The following is a 15254-nucleotide window of genomic DNA, read 5'->3' on the forward strand; positions in this document are numbered from 1 at the left end:
CGCAAAGAGTGCCGCCCCCAGGTGCCTCGACATGTGTAAGCCGGCGTCAGGCTGCTTGGCTGAAATCCTCCTCGTTCTCGTGGGCGTCAGGATCGATCACGGCATCGTCGTCGCCGTCGAGGTCGGTATCTTCGTCCTCGTCAGGATCGATGCCGGTCTCGTCCTCGGCGAAGCTCGAGCGCAGCGGGGTGCGCGCCGCCTTCTCGATTCCGTCGAAGCGCATCGCATCGGGCAACCAGGCAGTCGCCTTCTCGCGGATCTCGGCCTCGACGATGCCCTGTCCGTTGCACAGCGAGGCACAGGTGCCGGCAAGGTCGCCCTTCTTGGCGTTCTTGTAGCGGCCGCGCAGGATCGGGCCTCCGATCTCCTCCAGCGCATCGAGCATGACGGTCTTTTTGACCCGACCGAAGAAGTTCTCGGCCGTCGGGCGCCACCAATTCTCGACCTGGATATCGAGGAGGCGACCGAGATGGTCGTGGAAGCCGTTGCTACGATACCCCTCGGTGACGTTGAGGGTCGGTTCGAGCGTGCGTGCGATCGAGAACGCGACCCACGCGCCCCGCGCCTCGTCATCGAGCGCCCGGAAGGCGTCGAAGCGCGCGGTCATGGTCGGCGATCCCGCCCAGCTCGTGTCGAGCTTCTGGCGCTGGTCGTCGATGGTCTGCGACGCCATCGATCCCTCGTCGCGAAACCCGAAGATCGGGAAGCTCGCAGCGCTCGACTTCAGGGTCGAGTGGTTAGGAATATGCGCCTGCTCGAACACCACGTTCTGCGCCATCAGGAAGATAGTCACGTCGAGCGCCATCGCCGGGTCGCTGACGATATGAGCGACGAGAATCTGGCGGCGCTGCGTCGCCAGTTCATCGATCAGCGTGGCGCTGAGCTTTGGACCCTGTTCGCCGTCGCCGGCATCGCCTTCGCCGGCTGCGCCGCCCGACTCCTTGGGCGGTGCGTTCGGATCCACGACCGGCTTTTCGCTGAACAGGCGGGTGTGGACGCGGGGTTCGCCGTCACCGCCGATATAGACGAACGTGCCGATCTGCGCTTTCAGCACCGGATCGATCTCGTGACGGGCGTCCTCGATCGTTTCCAGCTCGCGCTCGATCGCCTCGATGCGCGCGTTCGCGGTCTCGGCTTCGGTGCTGCCGTTGGGCAGTTCCTGCTCAAGCTGGTCGATCAGCGCGTCGTTTTCGGCCGACAGCGCCTCGACACGCGCCGTCTCGTCCTCGGTGAGGGCGCGGGCGGGAGCGTGATACTCGTGAAGCTGACGCTCGAGGTCGTAGGGGACATGCGTCGCCGCGACCGGGGTGACGAACGCGAGGCCTTGGTCTCGTGCCAACTCGGCCGCTGCGGCTTCGAGCTTGGTGGCGGCGAGCGTCTCGATCAGATCGACGTCGATCCAGTTCTCATCGCCTTCCGTCGCGAACAGGTCGCCCTCGATGCGACCGCCTGCGGCGACATAGGCTTCGCGACCGACGAAGCGCGCCTTGGCGTCGTTCGCTTTGACGGTGCCGTTGAGGATCGCGCGACGGATATTGTCGGGATTGTCGCCGTAGTAGGACGTGCTCATCTGCGTCAACACACGGGCCTGGCGGTCGACGTCGGTGGTGACGGCGTAAGCCTGCGCAACGCCGAGTGTGATCTCGCCGGCTGCGAGTGCCTCGAACACGGGAGGAGCAAGTTCGGCGAGGCGCACGCGCTGTTCCACGAACCGGGTGGTGACGCCCTGCCGCTTGGCGACGTCTTCAGCGGTCATACCCTTTTGGATCAGGAAGTTGAATGCGGTGCACTCATCGGCCGGATTCATCGGCACGCGCTGGAAGTTTTCCGCGAGGCTCGCTTCGGTCGCGTTGTCGTCGTCGCTCAGCACGAGGACCGGGACGGTGTGATCGACGGGGAGGGTGCCCTGATCGATCAGGCGCTGGAGCGCGCGCAGACGTCGACCGCCCGCCTTGACGGTGAAGTGCCCCGCCTTCTTGAGCGGGGTGACAACCAGGTTCTGCAACAGGCCCTGGGCTGCGATGTTGGCGGCGAGGGTATCGATCCCTGTATCGCGGTTGGATTTGCGGACATTGTCCTTCGAGAGCGAAAGGTTCTTGACCTTCACGGACTGGATCATCGGTCGTACTCCATGTGGGATAAGCGCGCCGCTGTCCGGCGGTCACGCGAGCCTGCTCATCAAGCTCACAAAGCCGAAGGCGCCCTCCCCTCCCTCGGGAGAGCGGAGAGAAAGTCCTTGGTCGGTCAGGCGGTGATGCGGTCGATCACGGTCGCGGCAGTGGCGACGGGCACGAACATCCGCGTCTTGTGCTGGATGATCTCGGTGAAGCATCCGGCCGCCTTCAGCTCGGGCAACCGCGTGTGCGGCCAATCTAGCAATTCGAGACGCTGCTGGCCCGCCACCAGGCTGCGCTTCAGCCGGTATGCGCCCACGGCCGTGATCTCAGCCGTCCCCATGACGTGTTTGGCGGTTTCGGCACCGGACACGGTGATGGTCGCGGCGATGCCGAAGGCGTCCGCGAGTTTGGTGACGAGTGGGGCAGGGACGATGCGGCCGAGGAAGGACTGGCCGTCATCGGTATTCAGGCGCCAGACCTGGACGTGATCGTCGGGAAGGCGGTCCCAGACCGGCAGGAGCAGGCCGGTGACGAGGTAGAGCGTGTTGGTGCGGGTTTTGCCCGACATCTCCTCGACCTCGGCCTGCCACAGCGTCGAGAACTCGGCTTCGCTCGCATCTTCCCACATCGTCTCGAGGAGAAGATCCTGCCGCATCCGCTCCGTGCGCGTGGGGCGCACAAGCTCGTAACGGCGCACGATCTCGCCATCATCGTCGGTTAGCGAGTAGGTGCTGCACCGGATCGCGGCCTTGCCCGACTTGCGGTTGACGATCGGGCGGGCATCGTCGCCGAAGATCTTGAGCGCGCGATCCAGCGCGAGCGGCTTGTAGCGTTCCTCGGTTTCCAACCGGAGGATCTCGGTCTCGGCGCCGCTGGTCTGGTCGCGCCGGATGACGGTGCGATCGAGGATGGTGATGCGCTCGGCGTTGATGCTCTCGACGCCAAGATCGAGCGTGCCGGCTTCCTTGGCCGCCTCGATCCGGGCCTCGATCAGGCCGAGATATTCGTCGAAGATGGCGTTTTGCATGGCGATCCGGAGAGCGAGGATGCGGTTCAGCCAGCGCTGGATGGGCGGCATATCCTCCTTGAGACCGCCACCTTCGCCTTCCAGCTCGAGACCAGTCAGCTTCTGAAACTCGTCGAGCGTGGTCGAGCGCAGCTTGCCGTTGGCAAGCAGGCGAAACCACTGTTCGAGCGACTCCTTGGCATAGTCGCTTTCGAGATTGTCGCGTGGATCGAACAGGTTCTGACCGCCCGTCTGGCGCTGGCCACGGGTGAGCGCGCCGAGGCTGTCGAGCCGGCGCGCGATCGTCGAGATGAAGCGACGTTCGCCCCGGCAGTCGGTCGACACCGGCCGGAACAGCGGTGCAGTCGCCTGATGGGTGCGGTGCGTGCGACCGAGCCCTTGGATCGCGGCGTCAGCGCGCCAGCCCGGCTCGAGGAGGTAATGATTGCGGCGCGACTGGTTTTCGCACGTCAGGCTCGCATGATAGCTGCGGCCCGTGCCGCCAGCATCGGAGAAGATCAGGATTTTCTTGGCACCGCCCATGAAGGCGTCGGTTTCTGCCAAGTTGGTGCGGGGCGAGCGGCTTTCGACGCGCTGGCGACCGTGCGCGTCCATGATGACGCGACGGCTACGCCCCGTGACCTCGGCGACCGCATCGGTGCCGAAGTGCCCGATGATATGGTCGAGCGCAGAGCCGACGATGGGCAGCGCGCAAAGCTGCTCGAGAAGATTGTCGCGCATCTCGAGCGCTTCCTGGCTGAACACAGGGCGGCCATCGTCGTCGGACATCGGTTCGGATCGGGTTTTGCCGGTATCGTCGACGAAGGTCTTCATCTGCCGCACCGGGAAGGCCGCGGTCAGATAGGACATGAGGAACTCGCGCGGCGACAATTCGATGTCGAGGTTCGCCCGCTCTTCGACGGTCAGCGCCGCTAGGGCCCGGTTGAGCATCGCCTCGGACGTCGAGACGAGCTGGATGACGACGCTCTCGCCGCGCGCGAGGTCGGCGTGGATCGCAGGAACCAGCGAGGGCAGTTTCATGCCGATGAGGAGTTGGCAGAAGAAGCGCTGCTTGGTGGATTCGAAGATCGACAGCGCGGCCGCCTTGGCACCGCTGTTGTAGGTGTCGTTCGAGAAGCTGTCCGTGACGCGGGTCGCGTCCAGCGCCGCGCGAAGGTTGGCGTGGATGATCGCCCACGCGTCGGCATAGGCGTCATAGACCTCGATCTGGTCGGCGGTCAGCTTGTGTTCGAGGATGTCGTATTCGACACCGGCGAAGCTCAGCGCGCGCGAGACGTAGAGGCCCTGCATTTTCAGGTCGCGCGCGATCAGTTCCAGTGCGGCGATCCCCCCACGGCGCAGCGAGTCGACGAAGGTCCGGCGATCGGCGAACGCCGTGCCCGGCCCCCACAGGCCAAGCCGCGTGGCATAGGCCAGATTGTTAACGTCGGAGGCGCCGGTCGCGGACACGTATAGGACGCGGGCGCGGGGCAGGAGATTCTGCAGGCGAACGCCGGCGATGCCCTGGTCGGAACCGTCCTTGGTACCAAAGCGGCCTTCGCCGCCTGCGACACCGGCCATTTCGTGCGCTTCGTCGAAGACGATCATGCCGTCATAGTCCTCGCCAACCCATTCGAGGATCTGCTGGAGCCGCGTGCCCTTGTCGCCGCGATTGGAGCGCAGCGTCGCATAGGTGAGGAACAGGACGCCCTCGGCTGCACCGATCGGCGTGCCCAGCTTCCACTGGTTGAGATGCTGGATGTCGAGCGCGAGACCGTCAACCGCGGTCCAGTCGCGACGTGCATCTTCGAGCAGCGTCTCGGTCTTGGAAATCCAGATGTGCTTGCGGCGTCCGCGCAGCCACTGGTCGAGGATGATCGCGGCGACCTGGCGGCCCTTGCCGGCGCCGGTGCCGTCACCGAGGAAGAAGCCGGTCCGGTAAGGGCGGCCATCCTCGGATGGTGCGATCGCGAGACCTTCCTCAACGGGTTTGAACAGGCCGGGGATGTCGCGCTCGAAGGCGTCGCCGGCATAGATCAGTGTCTCGAGCTGCGCGTCGGAGAGCGTCTTCGCATCGACGACGGCTTGGGGCAGGGTCGGGACATAGATCGGCCGCGGCGCGGTAATTGAGCCCATGGCGATCGATTCCACCAGAGCGGTCGGGTGCGCCGATGCGCACGGGATCGCGATGCGGCTCGGCCGATAGGGCAGGTACACGCCGACCGCTTCGCCGGTCGGGAGCGGCTCGGCGAACACGGTGTAGTTTATCGCGGTTGCGATCTGTGACTGCGCGGCTTTTGCAGGTGGTGCGCTTAGGCGCGGTTTGATCGACAGGCCGCCAAGCAGCGAGCTGCGCCCGCTGGGGCGTGCGAGCAGCGAGGACGCGGGCATGACGGGCGCGGTTGCGGGTCGAACGTTGCGGGCGGCGATCGCCGCGAGCGCCGCATCGAGCGTCGCGCAGCGGATCAGCTCGGCAGGCGTGCCGGTGCCTTTCTCCAGCACCATGATCTTCACAATCTGGCTGGTGCCGTGCTTGGCATAGGCGTTCGCCGGCAGTTCGAGGTGAAGCGTGAGCGTGCACCCCTCGGTCGCCTTGGCCCAGGCGCGGCTCGACGTATCGACGCGGGTCGGCAGGATGGCAGCGCAGCGACCTCCGGCACCGAGACGCATCAAGGCAGCACGAAGATGCCGGAACGCGGCCAGCGGGTCGGCGTGGCGACCGATGCTGCGCGAGAAAGGCGGGTTGATGAGGACGGCCGTTGGCCGGATCGTTGGTTCGAGTAGATCGTGGATCAGCTCGCCGTCGTGGCGCGTGACAGCGACGCCCGGGAAGGCGGCCGCGAGCATCTCGGCGCGGGCTGGATCGATCTCGTTGAGGACCAGGCGGGCCCCCACGCGGTGTGCGAAAACCGCGAGAAGGCCGGTGCCCGCAGAGGGTTCGAGGACCAGATCCGTAGGCGCGATCCTGCCAGCGAGCGCAGCGAGGTAGGCGATCGGGGCAGGGGTTGAGAATTGCTGAAGCTCGACCTGTTCTTCGCTGCGAACCGTGTGGGTCGGCAGGCTGCGGACCAGCTCGGTGAGCGCGGCAAGGCAATCGCCCGGTGCGGACGGCAGATCGGCCTTCGCCAGGTGCATGACCTCGGCGAGTTCGAGCATGTCGTACGCGTCGCGAAGCGACCAGCGACCATCGGCCGAGGATCCGCCATAGGCTTGCTCCATGACCCACAACAGCGTGTCGCGCTGGAGCGACCCGTTTCTGTCAATGGTGTCGGCGACCGCCTTGGCGGCGGTGATCGAGGGTTCGGTGAAATCGAGTTCGAGAGCTGCGGCTGAAGTGCGCATCGAGGGCCTCCGGTTTTATCGCCCGGTGCTCATCACCGGATCAACAAGCCGAAGGCTCCCTCTCCTCTCAATGCATGGTGTCGGGATTCGCCTTGCGATCAATGATCTGGACGGGACCGTGCCAGCCAAGCAGCGTGGGAATGATGGTCGCGACCCCTTTGCCTGACCGGGTCGGCGCAGCCACGAGAACGGTATATTCCCTGGAATGGCGGCGGAAATGGAGCCACTGGGCGAAGCGTCCAGCCATCGTGCCGCGGTCGTGAGCGACGTCAGCGTCCAGCGCGGCGATCGCGCCCGACGCGTCGTCCAACGCGCCGTCGAGGCCGCTCATCGACATGCCATCGAGGTACATGGGGAAGAACTGGAACTCTTTGAGCACGGCCTGAACCCGTTCCCGAACCTGACGCGAGGGGCGCCGTGCATAGGGGGCCAGTGCGTTGTCGATCGCGCGGTGAGCGCGAGCGATGATCGTGATGACGTCGTGCGCGCGGTGCGGTTGCGCAGAGAAATTGCGGGGAGAGGTGGAGGCGTGAATAGCGTTTTCTACTTCGTAAGCCGAGGCGCAGCCGTACCGATACCGCACGAAAGTTGCGCTCTCCAGGCGTCGTTCCAGTCGTCGTGACGCTCGGGCACGCGGTTGACCAGCTCGCGCCCATTGGCAGTGAGATAATCGCGAGCCTTGGCGAGCAGTCGATCGGCCGCCCTCCCGCGATCGCCATAGACAATGATGCGGCGCACCTTCTCCGGGATGGCGACGAAGGCGAGGCGTTCGACGCCGCCCAAGGCCCAGGTCGGCGTGCCGAACCACTCCATCGCCGACAGGGCGTCCTCGATGCCTTCGGCGAAGCCCAGCTCGTCCGTCGCCGGCGCAAGCCGGATCGATGCGGTGCCGAGCAGGCCAAGCGAGACCTTGGGCTTTGGCATCGGTTTGTGCAGCACGTTCTCGGGATCGAGGAACGTGCGTTGCACCGCGACCACGCCCAGATCGTTTTCGACGGCCGCGATCATGGCGGGCATCGTCCGCTTGGACGGCCCGGAGCCGTGGATGGTCGCGGGGTTGAAGCGCAGCGATTTGGGGAAAGGGCCAGTGAGGCCGCGTGCGAGGAGGTACTCCCCGGCGAGCGTGCCGTCGACGGGAACGCTGGCTTTCCAGAGGCGGAGCGCGAGCGCCCCCATGTCGCGCTTGGGTTTGGCCTCGGGCATTGACACTGCCGCGCGATCGTGGAGATTGCGGCGCTGCAGGGCCTTCAGCACTTCAATCGTTGTGCAACCGGCGAAGCAGTGGAACAGGATCGCAGTGTCACCGAGGCGAACAGACAGGCTCGGAGAGCCGTCGTCATGCGCTGGGCAACGACATTCGCCGCGCGTGCCGCGCCAGATCCCGCCGAGTTTCTCGACGATATCCTTGGCGCGGATCTCAGCGTCGAGGGGAAGACGTGCCATGGCGATCGTCCTGTGGGTTTGGTGGAATTCGGTCATCGGTGCCTCCGCAAGTCTTGAACAGAAAGGCAGTGGGCATCCTCCCCTCTGAGAGGATCTGCGCGAGCGGGCAAAACAAGCTGTTAGCAATGTAAGCCAGCATGTTGCGCTTGTGCCACAAGTGGCACACGTAGACACGCCACGCGCGAATACCAGCGACGCTCCGTCCAATCGGAGGAGCCGGGTCTTTTAGCGGTAAAGCCCGGAAAACAGGTCGCCGAGCGCGCCCGCGAAAGGCGTTCCACCAGCGGCGCCGGCGATGTTCGGGCCCGTCGTGGATCATGTGGCAGCGTTGGCAGAGCGCTGCGAGGTTCCGCCAGCGCGGTCCGGAATAGGTTGGATCGTGGTTGAGATGGGCGGTTGCAAGATAGACGGGCTTGCGCGTCATACCGATCGCCTCGAGCGGCACGAAGGCGGGCTGGCGGCGAAGCTGGCGGCCTCGGCCGTCGCGCCAGACGTGGATTTCGGTATCCCACCAGATGCCATCGGTGCCGAGGAGCAGCGTGGCGTAGCGTCCGTGCGGGCGCTGGCAATGTTCGCAGCGCCCGCCTGCGCGTGTGAAGCGCACGATCCGGCTGATCTCCGGCCAGTCGATCGGGTAGAGCCAGCGATGTTCCGGGCGGATCGGCATCGCAAGATTCTGAATCATTCGTCCAAAGAACGAAAGGGGAAAGTCTGCGGCGGGCAAGCATAGCCGATCAGCCTTTTGGCTCGGGGGAGGGGCTCTGCTGAGCAGGTCTCTGCGGCCGGGCTCGCCTTGACGTGTTCCCGGCAGGAAACGCTGGTTGCGCTTCCGTGTTCGACGCGGCGAATGGTTCGTCGATCAGCGTTGCCAGAGCGGCCAGGTCGCGAGCATCTGTAACGTGCGCTCTTATGATCGAGACCAGAGCCCGGTGGAACTGCGGATCCCTATGGGCTTCGGCCAGAGCAAGGTCGCCCAGGATGAACTTGCGGCGATTTTCCAGTTTCCGTTTGGCGGTGTTCTCGCGTGCGAGGACAGAGCCGAGCCGGTTTTGCATCTGGGTCGCCTTGATCGCTGCTTTTTCGGCAGTTATCGCTGCGATCAGAAGTCTCCTGTCGGTCGGCATCAGCTCGGCCGTCTTGGCCAGCTCTAGAATAACGGACTGAGGAAGCGTCGGTTTTTTGAGTTGCCGCATCGCTGGGAGATGATGGGCGAGCCATTCAACGTCGATCTGTGCTGTCATGCCCGAAGCCTCGGTATCGCTCCGGTTGGGTGAAGCGACTGAAGCCGTGCGGCGATATCGGCCATGCTGAGCCTTCCGGCGAACAAGCGGATGGTGCGATAGCCGGCCGAAGCGGTCATTGCGTCGTTGGGCCGTTGGGCCGTTGGAATTCTTATGAGGGCCGGGAGGGCACGCCTTGCCTGCGCCCTCCCGGCTAGGCGAGGATCGTCACCCGGATGGGCCGAGACCGCGTGCGGGCTCGGTCGGTGCGCAGCCCCGATAGAGCCGTGCCGAAGGCCGCCCGCGCGTCCCATCAATTATCCTCGGTTTCGGCCTTGGTCAGGACCGAAAAGGTGTCCGCGATCAGCTCTGTCCGATAGGACGTGTCGTTCGCTTCACCATGCTGGCTCTCGCGGACGCGCCCAGTGATATGAACCAGGTCGCCTTTGGCAGCATTATCGACTTGGGCGGCGACGTTGGAGAAACACACCACGCTGTTCCAGTGGGTGTCGGTCTTCCATTCCTCACCGTCACGCCGGTTATAATTAGCGGCCACGCTGACGTATTTCACCTTCTCGCGCGATGTGATCTTGCCGATCCGCCCGATGATCCGGAACTCCGCGATATTCTGGGGCATCATAGTCTCCTTGGCTGAAGTGAAATGCTGAATGGGGGCGGCTAAAGATCGCTAGTCGCGCTCCTGCTCGCTTTGCCGGAAGTGATATTTCGCGATATTCCCTGGCGTCGCGTAGAGCTGATACGCTTTAGTCCAGTCGTGGCTGATGTCGCGCTGGGCGGCGTCGAGCAGCACCTGATGCGTGCAGACTAAACGCCACAGCACATAGGCGAGGACGTTCTTGTCGCCGGCGTTCGCCTGCCCTTGCCGCGATTGAAGCCACAGGTCGCGCATGTCGAGCGGCGCCCCTCCAATCGAGATTGGAATCAAGTGATCCAGCTCGTAATCGGCTCCAGCCTCGCCGGGGTGTTGCGCTTCCATCATGCGGCGCTTCAGCGGGCCGGTGACCGCATAGCTGGGACGGGCCGACCGGGCGTAGCCGGGGCGGCAAATCGTGGCGTCGATGTTAGCCTGAGTGATCGCGGGGTCGATCGCGCCGGGTGTTTCGGGCGGAGGCAGCAGGTTCGAGCGATTCCCCGTCAAGACCGGGTCGTGAGCGACCTTCGAAAGGCCGACGACGGCATCGCAGATCGAGCCGTCTCCGCGGGCGGTGCAACCGAAGGGGTTCGCGTTTGAGGCGTCGCGATCAGTCGAAGGACGGTGCCACAGGAATACGGCCGCAAGAATTGCGGCGCCGCCGAGGATCGCGCGGCCCCTCATGCGAGGATAGCCAATCGGAAAACAAGGGCGGGCCAGCCTATGAACGGCGGCGCTGTGCCGTTCGGGGCGCTGTGTCGATCCAACATCACGTCATTATTATGCTATCGGACAAATATGGACAGCATTAATTTAGAGGCCCGACGCATCGCGCGTCAGGACAGCCCAGCTTCATGAAGCGGAGACCAGATAATTGCGTAACATGAGCATAAAGACGGCCATTTAAGAACGCAGAACGCCGCACGCTTGCCCCGAGACACCGCGCCGCTTGTGGGTCAGCCGTCAGTTACATCATTGTGTGACGCGCTTGGTTGAGCGGTTCAGTAGTGCACGAAACGTTGAGCCGCCATCAAAACACGTTTCTCCAGACCCAGTTAGGGCTGGCTATCGAACCGCGGAGTCCGCGCTAGACGATCATTTGATGTCGTCCGCAATATCATGCCGCCTGGATCTCAAGGCGAGACACAGGTACACGATTACGCGGTGTCAGCACCACGACGGTGTCGAGTTTGGTCACCCGGCGTCCTCGCGTGTCGAGACGGAGTTCGCTCGGCACGACCTCCTTGAGCGATAGCTTATACTCGGGGAGGTCGTCACGGGCTTGCACCGCTTTCAAATGCTGCTTGAACTTCGAAGCTTCCGCGGTCGAACCGACCTTTCGCGACAGAAGCTCGATTGGCAACTCGATTTCTTCGCCTTCGCAGTGGCAGTGCGCAATCTCATAGAGACGGCGCTCGATCGTGCCGAGCCGGAAGTAGTCGTGGTGATAGTGGTAAATATGGCCGTCGAGCTGGATGGCACGATGCAACCATGGACAAAGCCGCACTTTAACGACTCTCAGTTGCTGTTCCCCATTGGGAAGAACAGCATATTCAGCCGTCGCTTCCGACAGCCATGAAAACCAACCCTTCTCAATCTTGGAGCCGGTCTGGATGTTGGTCTTGATCTGCGTGCCCTGCAGCCGCTCCAAGGCGTCGGTGAAGCGATCATAATCGCGCTTCGAAGGGCGGGGGACCCCGGTAATGCGGAAGAAATCATGCGCGGTGAAGGTGAAGTTCTGATCGACTTCCTCGCCCCGACTGATCGCCTGGGCCATCAGCGATGCGACGTAGAGGATGATCTCCTTGTCATACATCGTGGCGATCCCAGTTGCGCTCGGTCTGATCTGGATGCTCAGCTTGCCGATCTTGAACTCGAGTTCTTTCTCAACCGGCACCTTGGAAAGCGCGAAGAAGGGAAAGTCCATAACGCTCCGCTCGCCCCGGACCTTGCCGTGAAGCGGGCTGTCGGGCTCGAAAAGATTGCCCTGGCGTGTGACGATGGCTTGCTTGCTCATGCCGGTCCCTTGGCGCCTGATTCTTCTAACGTGATAATAGCCTCGTTTCGGATGCCGCGCATCGCCTAAGGACGACGGTCTGCCCGAAAGCACGAGTCATGTGGTGCTGCGCCGCGCTAATCCGGCGCACCTCAGCGTGCCTGCCCACAGGGCGGAGTGGAAGGGCTCGTGCTTTCGGGCAGGTTGTCTCGGCCGCGTTGGCGGGGCTCGCGGTACTGTCCGGTCATGACGATCTGCCCGAAAGCACGAACTGACTCATGGCACGCCGGGCGAAATCACCGACAGGCCTTGGGTCACCGCCGGCCTGCATTGTGTGCATGGCTCCCGCCTTGCGAAGATCCTTCAGGCCATGGAAGGTGCGCCCGAGGTTGAGCTCGCCCTTGGCGGCGCGCCCGGTCATGCCGCGGAGATATGCACCGGGCCTTTGCACCTCACCGACCTGATATTTGCGAACGGTCGCAATAACCGAGGCGGCAGCGCCACGTTGCCCCATAATTCTGCAGGCTTCGTGCCAGGCGTGGCGATGGATATGGTTCTGGTCAGCGAGCTGCTCAGCCAAGTGGACTAGCTCTCCCCAGCCGCGGCGACCAAGGCCAAGGGAACCGCACAGTTCAGGCGTCACCGAGTCGATGAAATCTGGATCGACGCCGTGCTTCTCCAGATCCTCCTCAACCTCTGATTGCGGCAGCGCTGATCCCACGCCGTAATTCCCGCTACTTCTCCTCGCCGAGCCATTACTGGTAACTGCTTTAGCAGTTTGGGGTTGATTTGTAGTTGTAGAGTGCGTGCAATCATGCACATCCTTGGGTGCACTATTAGGTAATTCGACAGGCTGATTGAGCGCTTCGCGCTCGAGGAGTGTGGCGGCAACCTTACGTTCCAATGCCCGCCCGCGCTGCTCGATCTGTTCTACACTGCCAGTCAATAACGCGATGTCACGGACATTTCGCATCTGTCGCGCCGCGCTCTGCGCCAACTCAAGCTCCTCATCAGCGCCTGTGTTGAGTATCATGTCATCCAGCACAGCCTGGGCAAGGCTTGCCGTACGCCGACGGGCGGCCGTCAGCCGGCGCTTCAATCCATCGATCTCTTCGTCTTCGCGCGCGCCCCGCGCCGCAATTGCCCTGAACTCCTCAAGCCGGGTCCCAATCGGAGCCAATACGATGCCGTAAGCCCATTTGATCGTGCCATCGGCCGCTCTGGCACCCCCGCGATGCCCGTTGGGGCTGTCCTTATGGCTGATGAGCCGGAGCGCTATCGCGCGGTCGAGCAGGTTTTGCACTTGCCTCACCTTCAACCCCAATTTGCGCGCGAGCTTATCGTTGCGCGGCCAGACGATCGGTGTCGAGGCGGAGCGCCAGTCCTCCGGCTTCGTCCAGGCGAAAAGCACGTCAACGAGTTGCACGACGCTCGGAGGAATCGCGAGATACGCGGCCGCCCGCTTGAAGGCGGCAAGTGCTTGGCCGGGCCCGTGGCCTTCAGGCAGGCCTCGAAAGGCCTGTGCAAGCTGCTCGGCCTCCGCCGCCGCACCGTCGAAGCGGCGAAAGCCTGCCCCTGGATGATAGGCATACGTCATCGGTCGGTAACTCCCCTTTTGGAGCCCGTGCGGACACACAGCATCGCGGCGCAAAATGCGCGTTCCGCTTGTGGATGTTGGGTGTTTTCGCTAGGAAGTGATTGTCACCTCGCTCCTAGTAAGCACCTCGGAAAAGCCCGGCCTCGCGCCGGGTTTTTCATGTCAGCACGGCGTCTCCCTTACACGTCGATGGCACCGGCTGGGTGTGCGTACCAACCGGCAGCGCGCCGCATCCCATCGCGTCGGACCCGAGGGCCGAATCGAGAAATGTCGCGCTTGATGATTGTTACGGAGAGGGGGCGGTGGTGGCGTGTTGCGATACTCGTGCTATCGGGCAGATCGCCGTGCAAATGTTCGTGCTTTCGAGCACATCGTTCCGTGATCGTCCGTTTTGGTATTGGGACCGGACTCGTGCTTTCGGGCAGATCGTCGTGGATCCCGTCTCATATACGCCGAGATCCGTGGCGTCGGGACGCGAAGATTCACCCTCTCCCGTGCGATCTCCGATCCCAGGTGATCGCCTGAAGATAGCGTGATGTGGCGAGCCGCAAAGGCTGGGGTCGCACATGCAATAATAGTGCATCGTCGACTCGTAGGGCCGCGGCGGTGGCCGTTATGCTGACCCGTCGGCGGTCGTCCGTCACGAGCGTCGTTTGCCGATTCTCGGCTTTCCTTAAAACGCCGCGCCGAGGTATGCTGTAACAAAATGGACACGACCCGTGGCCGTGATCGAGCGGCACGAGGCATTCCTGCATGACGACGAGGCTCAACCTAGAGGAGATAATCCAGCCTGCCGCGCAGCAGTTTGGCGCGCGCCTGAAGGCGCGTCGGAAGGAGCTCGGACTGACCCAGACGGACATTTTCAAGCGCACGGACATTACCGTCAGTTATCTATCGACTATCGAGAGAGGGCGCGCAAATCCTTCTCTGGACCTGATCGTTAAACTGGCGGCTGCGGTAGACATGGATATTTGGGATATGTTCAGGTCTTGAGGCATTCGACCCGTGGTGCCGGCGCAGGAAGCGCATTAGTGCCCATTCGACGCGGGTTGGGCGCAACCAAGATGTGTTCGCCAGCGGCGTGGACGCGCCGCGGTGGAAGTCGCGGAGGATGCCGCTCGCTTTTAATCGCAATTTAGCTGCAGAGTACGGCGCTGCGGGGCGGCTGGTGGCGAAAATAGGTTAGATTCCGAATTTGTCCTAGGGGCGACTACCCACCAACCACGTTCTCTCGATAGGCAACGCCGCTAATGAATGGATTCGCCGCAAGAAGAGGCCGTCGCGGCCCTGAACTACGGCACCTCAAAGGCGCCGTAGTGAATCTTGTGGGCAGTAACGGCGGGGGCACCTGCTTCTTCCGCTCAGCCGCGCTTGTCCTTGATGTTCCAGGCACTGAGCTTTGCTTCGGCATATTGGCCGGAGCCACCGAAGAGGAACTTGCCGCAAATCCCGACGGGTCGCCAACACCGTTCATTCACAGCTGGGTTGAACGGGGCAATACCATCTTCTCACCGACGCAGATCGAGCGGGAAGGTGAACTAATCCCGTGGCCGAAGGCGACCTATTACGAAACCAACGGCGTTTGCCACGCGCATAGGATCAGTCGGCCGGTGCTGCTGAAGCTTTCGGGTGAGATCGGCCTTTCGGCGCATCTCCGCCTCGGACGTCCACTTAAGACGAAAGCATCGTTCGTGTTCACCGTGCTCAACATGGCGGGAATGCCCTATGCGATCGCCAAAGACGGCGGGCTAGTGCCGCCGGATTTTGGCGAGCGGTAGCGCAGGTACGCTCGTGAAATCTCAGTGGCAGGCGCACGGCGGTGTCCGAAGCTGATCTGTTATAGCCATATTACATAGTTCTATGCGAATCGAATAGAACTGT

General features: G+C 63.2%; 12 protein-coding genes and 1 pseudogene. 3 read left to right on the plus strand and 10 right to left on the minus strand.

Annotated features, from left to right (window positions below; genetic code table 11):
* Window positions 1-46 precede the first annotated feature (46 nt).
* From ABIB28_RS13460 to repC, 10 genes are all read right to left on the minus strand, one after another.
* Window positions 47-2119: a ParB/RepB/Spo0J family partition protein gene (locus ABIB28_RS13460; RefSeq protein WP_354288615.1), complete on the minus strand. Its 2073-nt coding sequence runs from the start codon at window positions 2117-2119 to the stop codon at window positions 47-49.
* A gap of 125 nt (window positions 2120-2244) precedes the next feature.
* Window positions 2245-6465: a strawberry notch-like NTP hydrolase domain-containing protein gene (locus ABIB28_RS13465; protein ID WP_354288616.1), complete on the minus strand. Its 4221-nt coding sequence runs from the start codon at window positions 6463-6465 to the stop codon at window positions 2245-2247.
* A gap of 67 nt (window positions 6466-6532) precedes the next feature.
* Complete coding sequence (locus tag ABIB28_RS13470; protein WP_354288617.1) at window positions 6533-7048, minus strand: type IV secretory system conjugative DNA transfer family protein; 516 nt, start codon at window positions 7046-7048, stop codon at window positions 6533-6535.
* Window positions 7009-7944: a DUF7146 domain-containing protein gene (locus ABIB28_RS13475; RefSeq protein ID WP_354288618.1), complete on the minus strand. Its 936-nt coding sequence runs from the start codon at window positions 7942-7944 to the stop codon at window positions 7009-7011. The genes ABIB28_RS13470 and ABIB28_RS13475 overlap by 40 nt, the downstream gene beginning before the upstream one ends.
* Complete coding sequence (locus ABIB28_RS13480) at window positions 7883-8593, minus strand: hypothetical protein (RefSeq protein ID WP_354288619.1); 711 nt, start codon at window positions 8591-8593, stop codon at window positions 7883-7885. Before ABIB28_RS13480 ends, ABIB28_RS13475 begins: the two co-directional genes overlap by 62 nt.
* A gap of 49 nt (window positions 8594-8642) precedes the next feature.
* Window positions 8643-9149, minus strand: a complete 507-nt coding sequence (locus ABIB28_RS13485; RefSeq protein ID WP_354288621.1) for a hypothetical protein — start codon at window positions 9147-9149, stop codon at window positions 8643-8645.
* Between the two features lie 292 nt (window positions 9150-9441).
* Window positions 9442-9765 carry a single-stranded DNA-binding protein gene (locus tag ABIB28_RS13490; protein ID WP_354288622.1) on the minus strand — a complete coding sequence of 108 codons (324 nt, stop codon included), beginning with the start codon at window positions 9763-9765 and terminating at the stop codon, window positions 9442-9444.
* Between the two features lie 51 nt (window positions 9766-9816).
* A complete protein-coding gene (locus ABIB28_RS13495; RefSeq protein WP_354288623.1) occupies window positions 9817-10464 on the minus strand; it encodes a hypothetical protein in 648 nt (215 codons plus the stop codon).
* Between the two features lie 433 nt (window positions 10465-10897).
* Complete coding sequence (locus ABIB28_RS13500) at window positions 10898-11797, minus strand: replication initiator protein A (RefSeq protein ID WP_354288624.1); 900 nt, start codon at window positions 11795-11797, stop codon at window positions 10898-10900.
* Between the two features lie 223 nt (window positions 11798-12020).
* Entirely contained in the window at window positions 12021-13373 is a 1353-nt protein-coding gene (repC, locus tag ABIB28_RS13505) for a plasmid replication protein RepC (RefSeq protein WP_354288625.1), read from the minus strand.
* A gap of 753 nt (window positions 13374-14126) precedes the next feature.
* Between repC and ABIB28_RS13510 the strand changes: the two genes are divergently transcribed.
* From ABIB28_RS13510 to ABIB28_RS13520, 3 genes and pseudogenes are all read left to right on the plus strand, one after another.
* Window positions 14127-14366, plus strand: coding sequence for a helix-turn-helix domain-containing protein (locus tag ABIB28_RS13510; RefSeq protein WP_354288627.1), 240 nt, complete (start codon window positions 14127-14129; stop codon window positions 14364-14366).
* Between the two features lie 19 nt (window positions 14367-14385).
* A pseudogene (locus ABIB28_RS13515) lies at window positions 14386-14559 on the plus strand (integrase); the annotation flags it as partial.
* Between the two features lie 130 nt (window positions 14560-14689).
* Window positions 14690-15151: a hypothetical protein gene (locus tag ABIB28_RS13520; protein WP_354288628.1), complete on the plus strand. Its 462-nt coding sequence runs from the start codon at window positions 14690-14692 to the stop codon at window positions 15149-15151.
* The last annotated feature ends 103 nt before the right edge of the window (window positions 15152-15254 follow it).

Source organism: Sphingomonas sp. UYEF23, assembly GCF_040546165.1.
Classification (GTDB): domain Bacteria; phylum Pseudomonadota; class Alphaproteobacteria; order Sphingomonadales; family Sphingomonadaceae; genus Sphingomonas; species Sphingomonas glacialis.

Bases quoted from the DNA above. Each gene is read 5' to 3' on its own strand.
- ABIB28_RS13485 (WP_354288621.1), bottom strand. From the start codon at position 9,149: ATGACAGCACAGATCGACGTTGAATGGCTCGCCCATCATCTCCCAGCG.
- ABIB28_RS13510 (WP_354288627.1), top strand. From the start codon at position 14,127: ATGACGACGAGGCTCAACCTAGAGGAGATAATCCAGCCTGCCGCGCAG.
- ABIB28_RS13480 (WP_354288619.1), bottom strand. From the start codon at position 8,593: ATGATTCAGAATCTTGCGATGCCGATCCGCCCGGAACATCGCTGGCTC.
- ABIB28_RS13475 (WP_354288618.1), bottom strand. From the start codon at position 7,944: ATGACCGAATTCCACCAAACCCACAGGACGATCGCCATGGCACGTCTT.
- ABIB28_RS13460 (WP_354288615.1), bottom strand. From the start codon at position 2,119: ATGATCCAGTCCGTGAAGGTCAAGAACCTTTCGCTCTCGAAGGACAAT.
- ABIB28_RS13500 (WP_354288624.1), bottom strand. From the start codon at position 11,797: ATGAGCAAGCAAGCCATCGTCACACGCCAGGGCAATCTTTTCGAGCCC.
- ABIB28_RS13495 (WP_354288623.1), bottom strand. From the start codon at position 10,464: ATGAGGGGCCGCGCGATCCTCGGCGGCGCCGCAATTCTTGCGGCCGTA.
- repC (WP_354288625.1), bottom strand. From the start codon at position 13,373: ATGACGTATGCCTATCATCCAGGGGCAGGCTTTCGCCGCTTCGACGGT.
- ABIB28_RS13465 (WP_354288616.1), bottom strand. From the start codon at position 6,465: ATGCGCACTTCAGCCGCAGCTCTCGAACTCGATTTCACCGAACCCTCG.
- ABIB28_RS13490 (WP_354288622.1), bottom strand. From the start codon at position 9,765: ATGCCCCAGAATATCGCGGAGTTCCGGATCATCGGGCGGATCGGCAAG.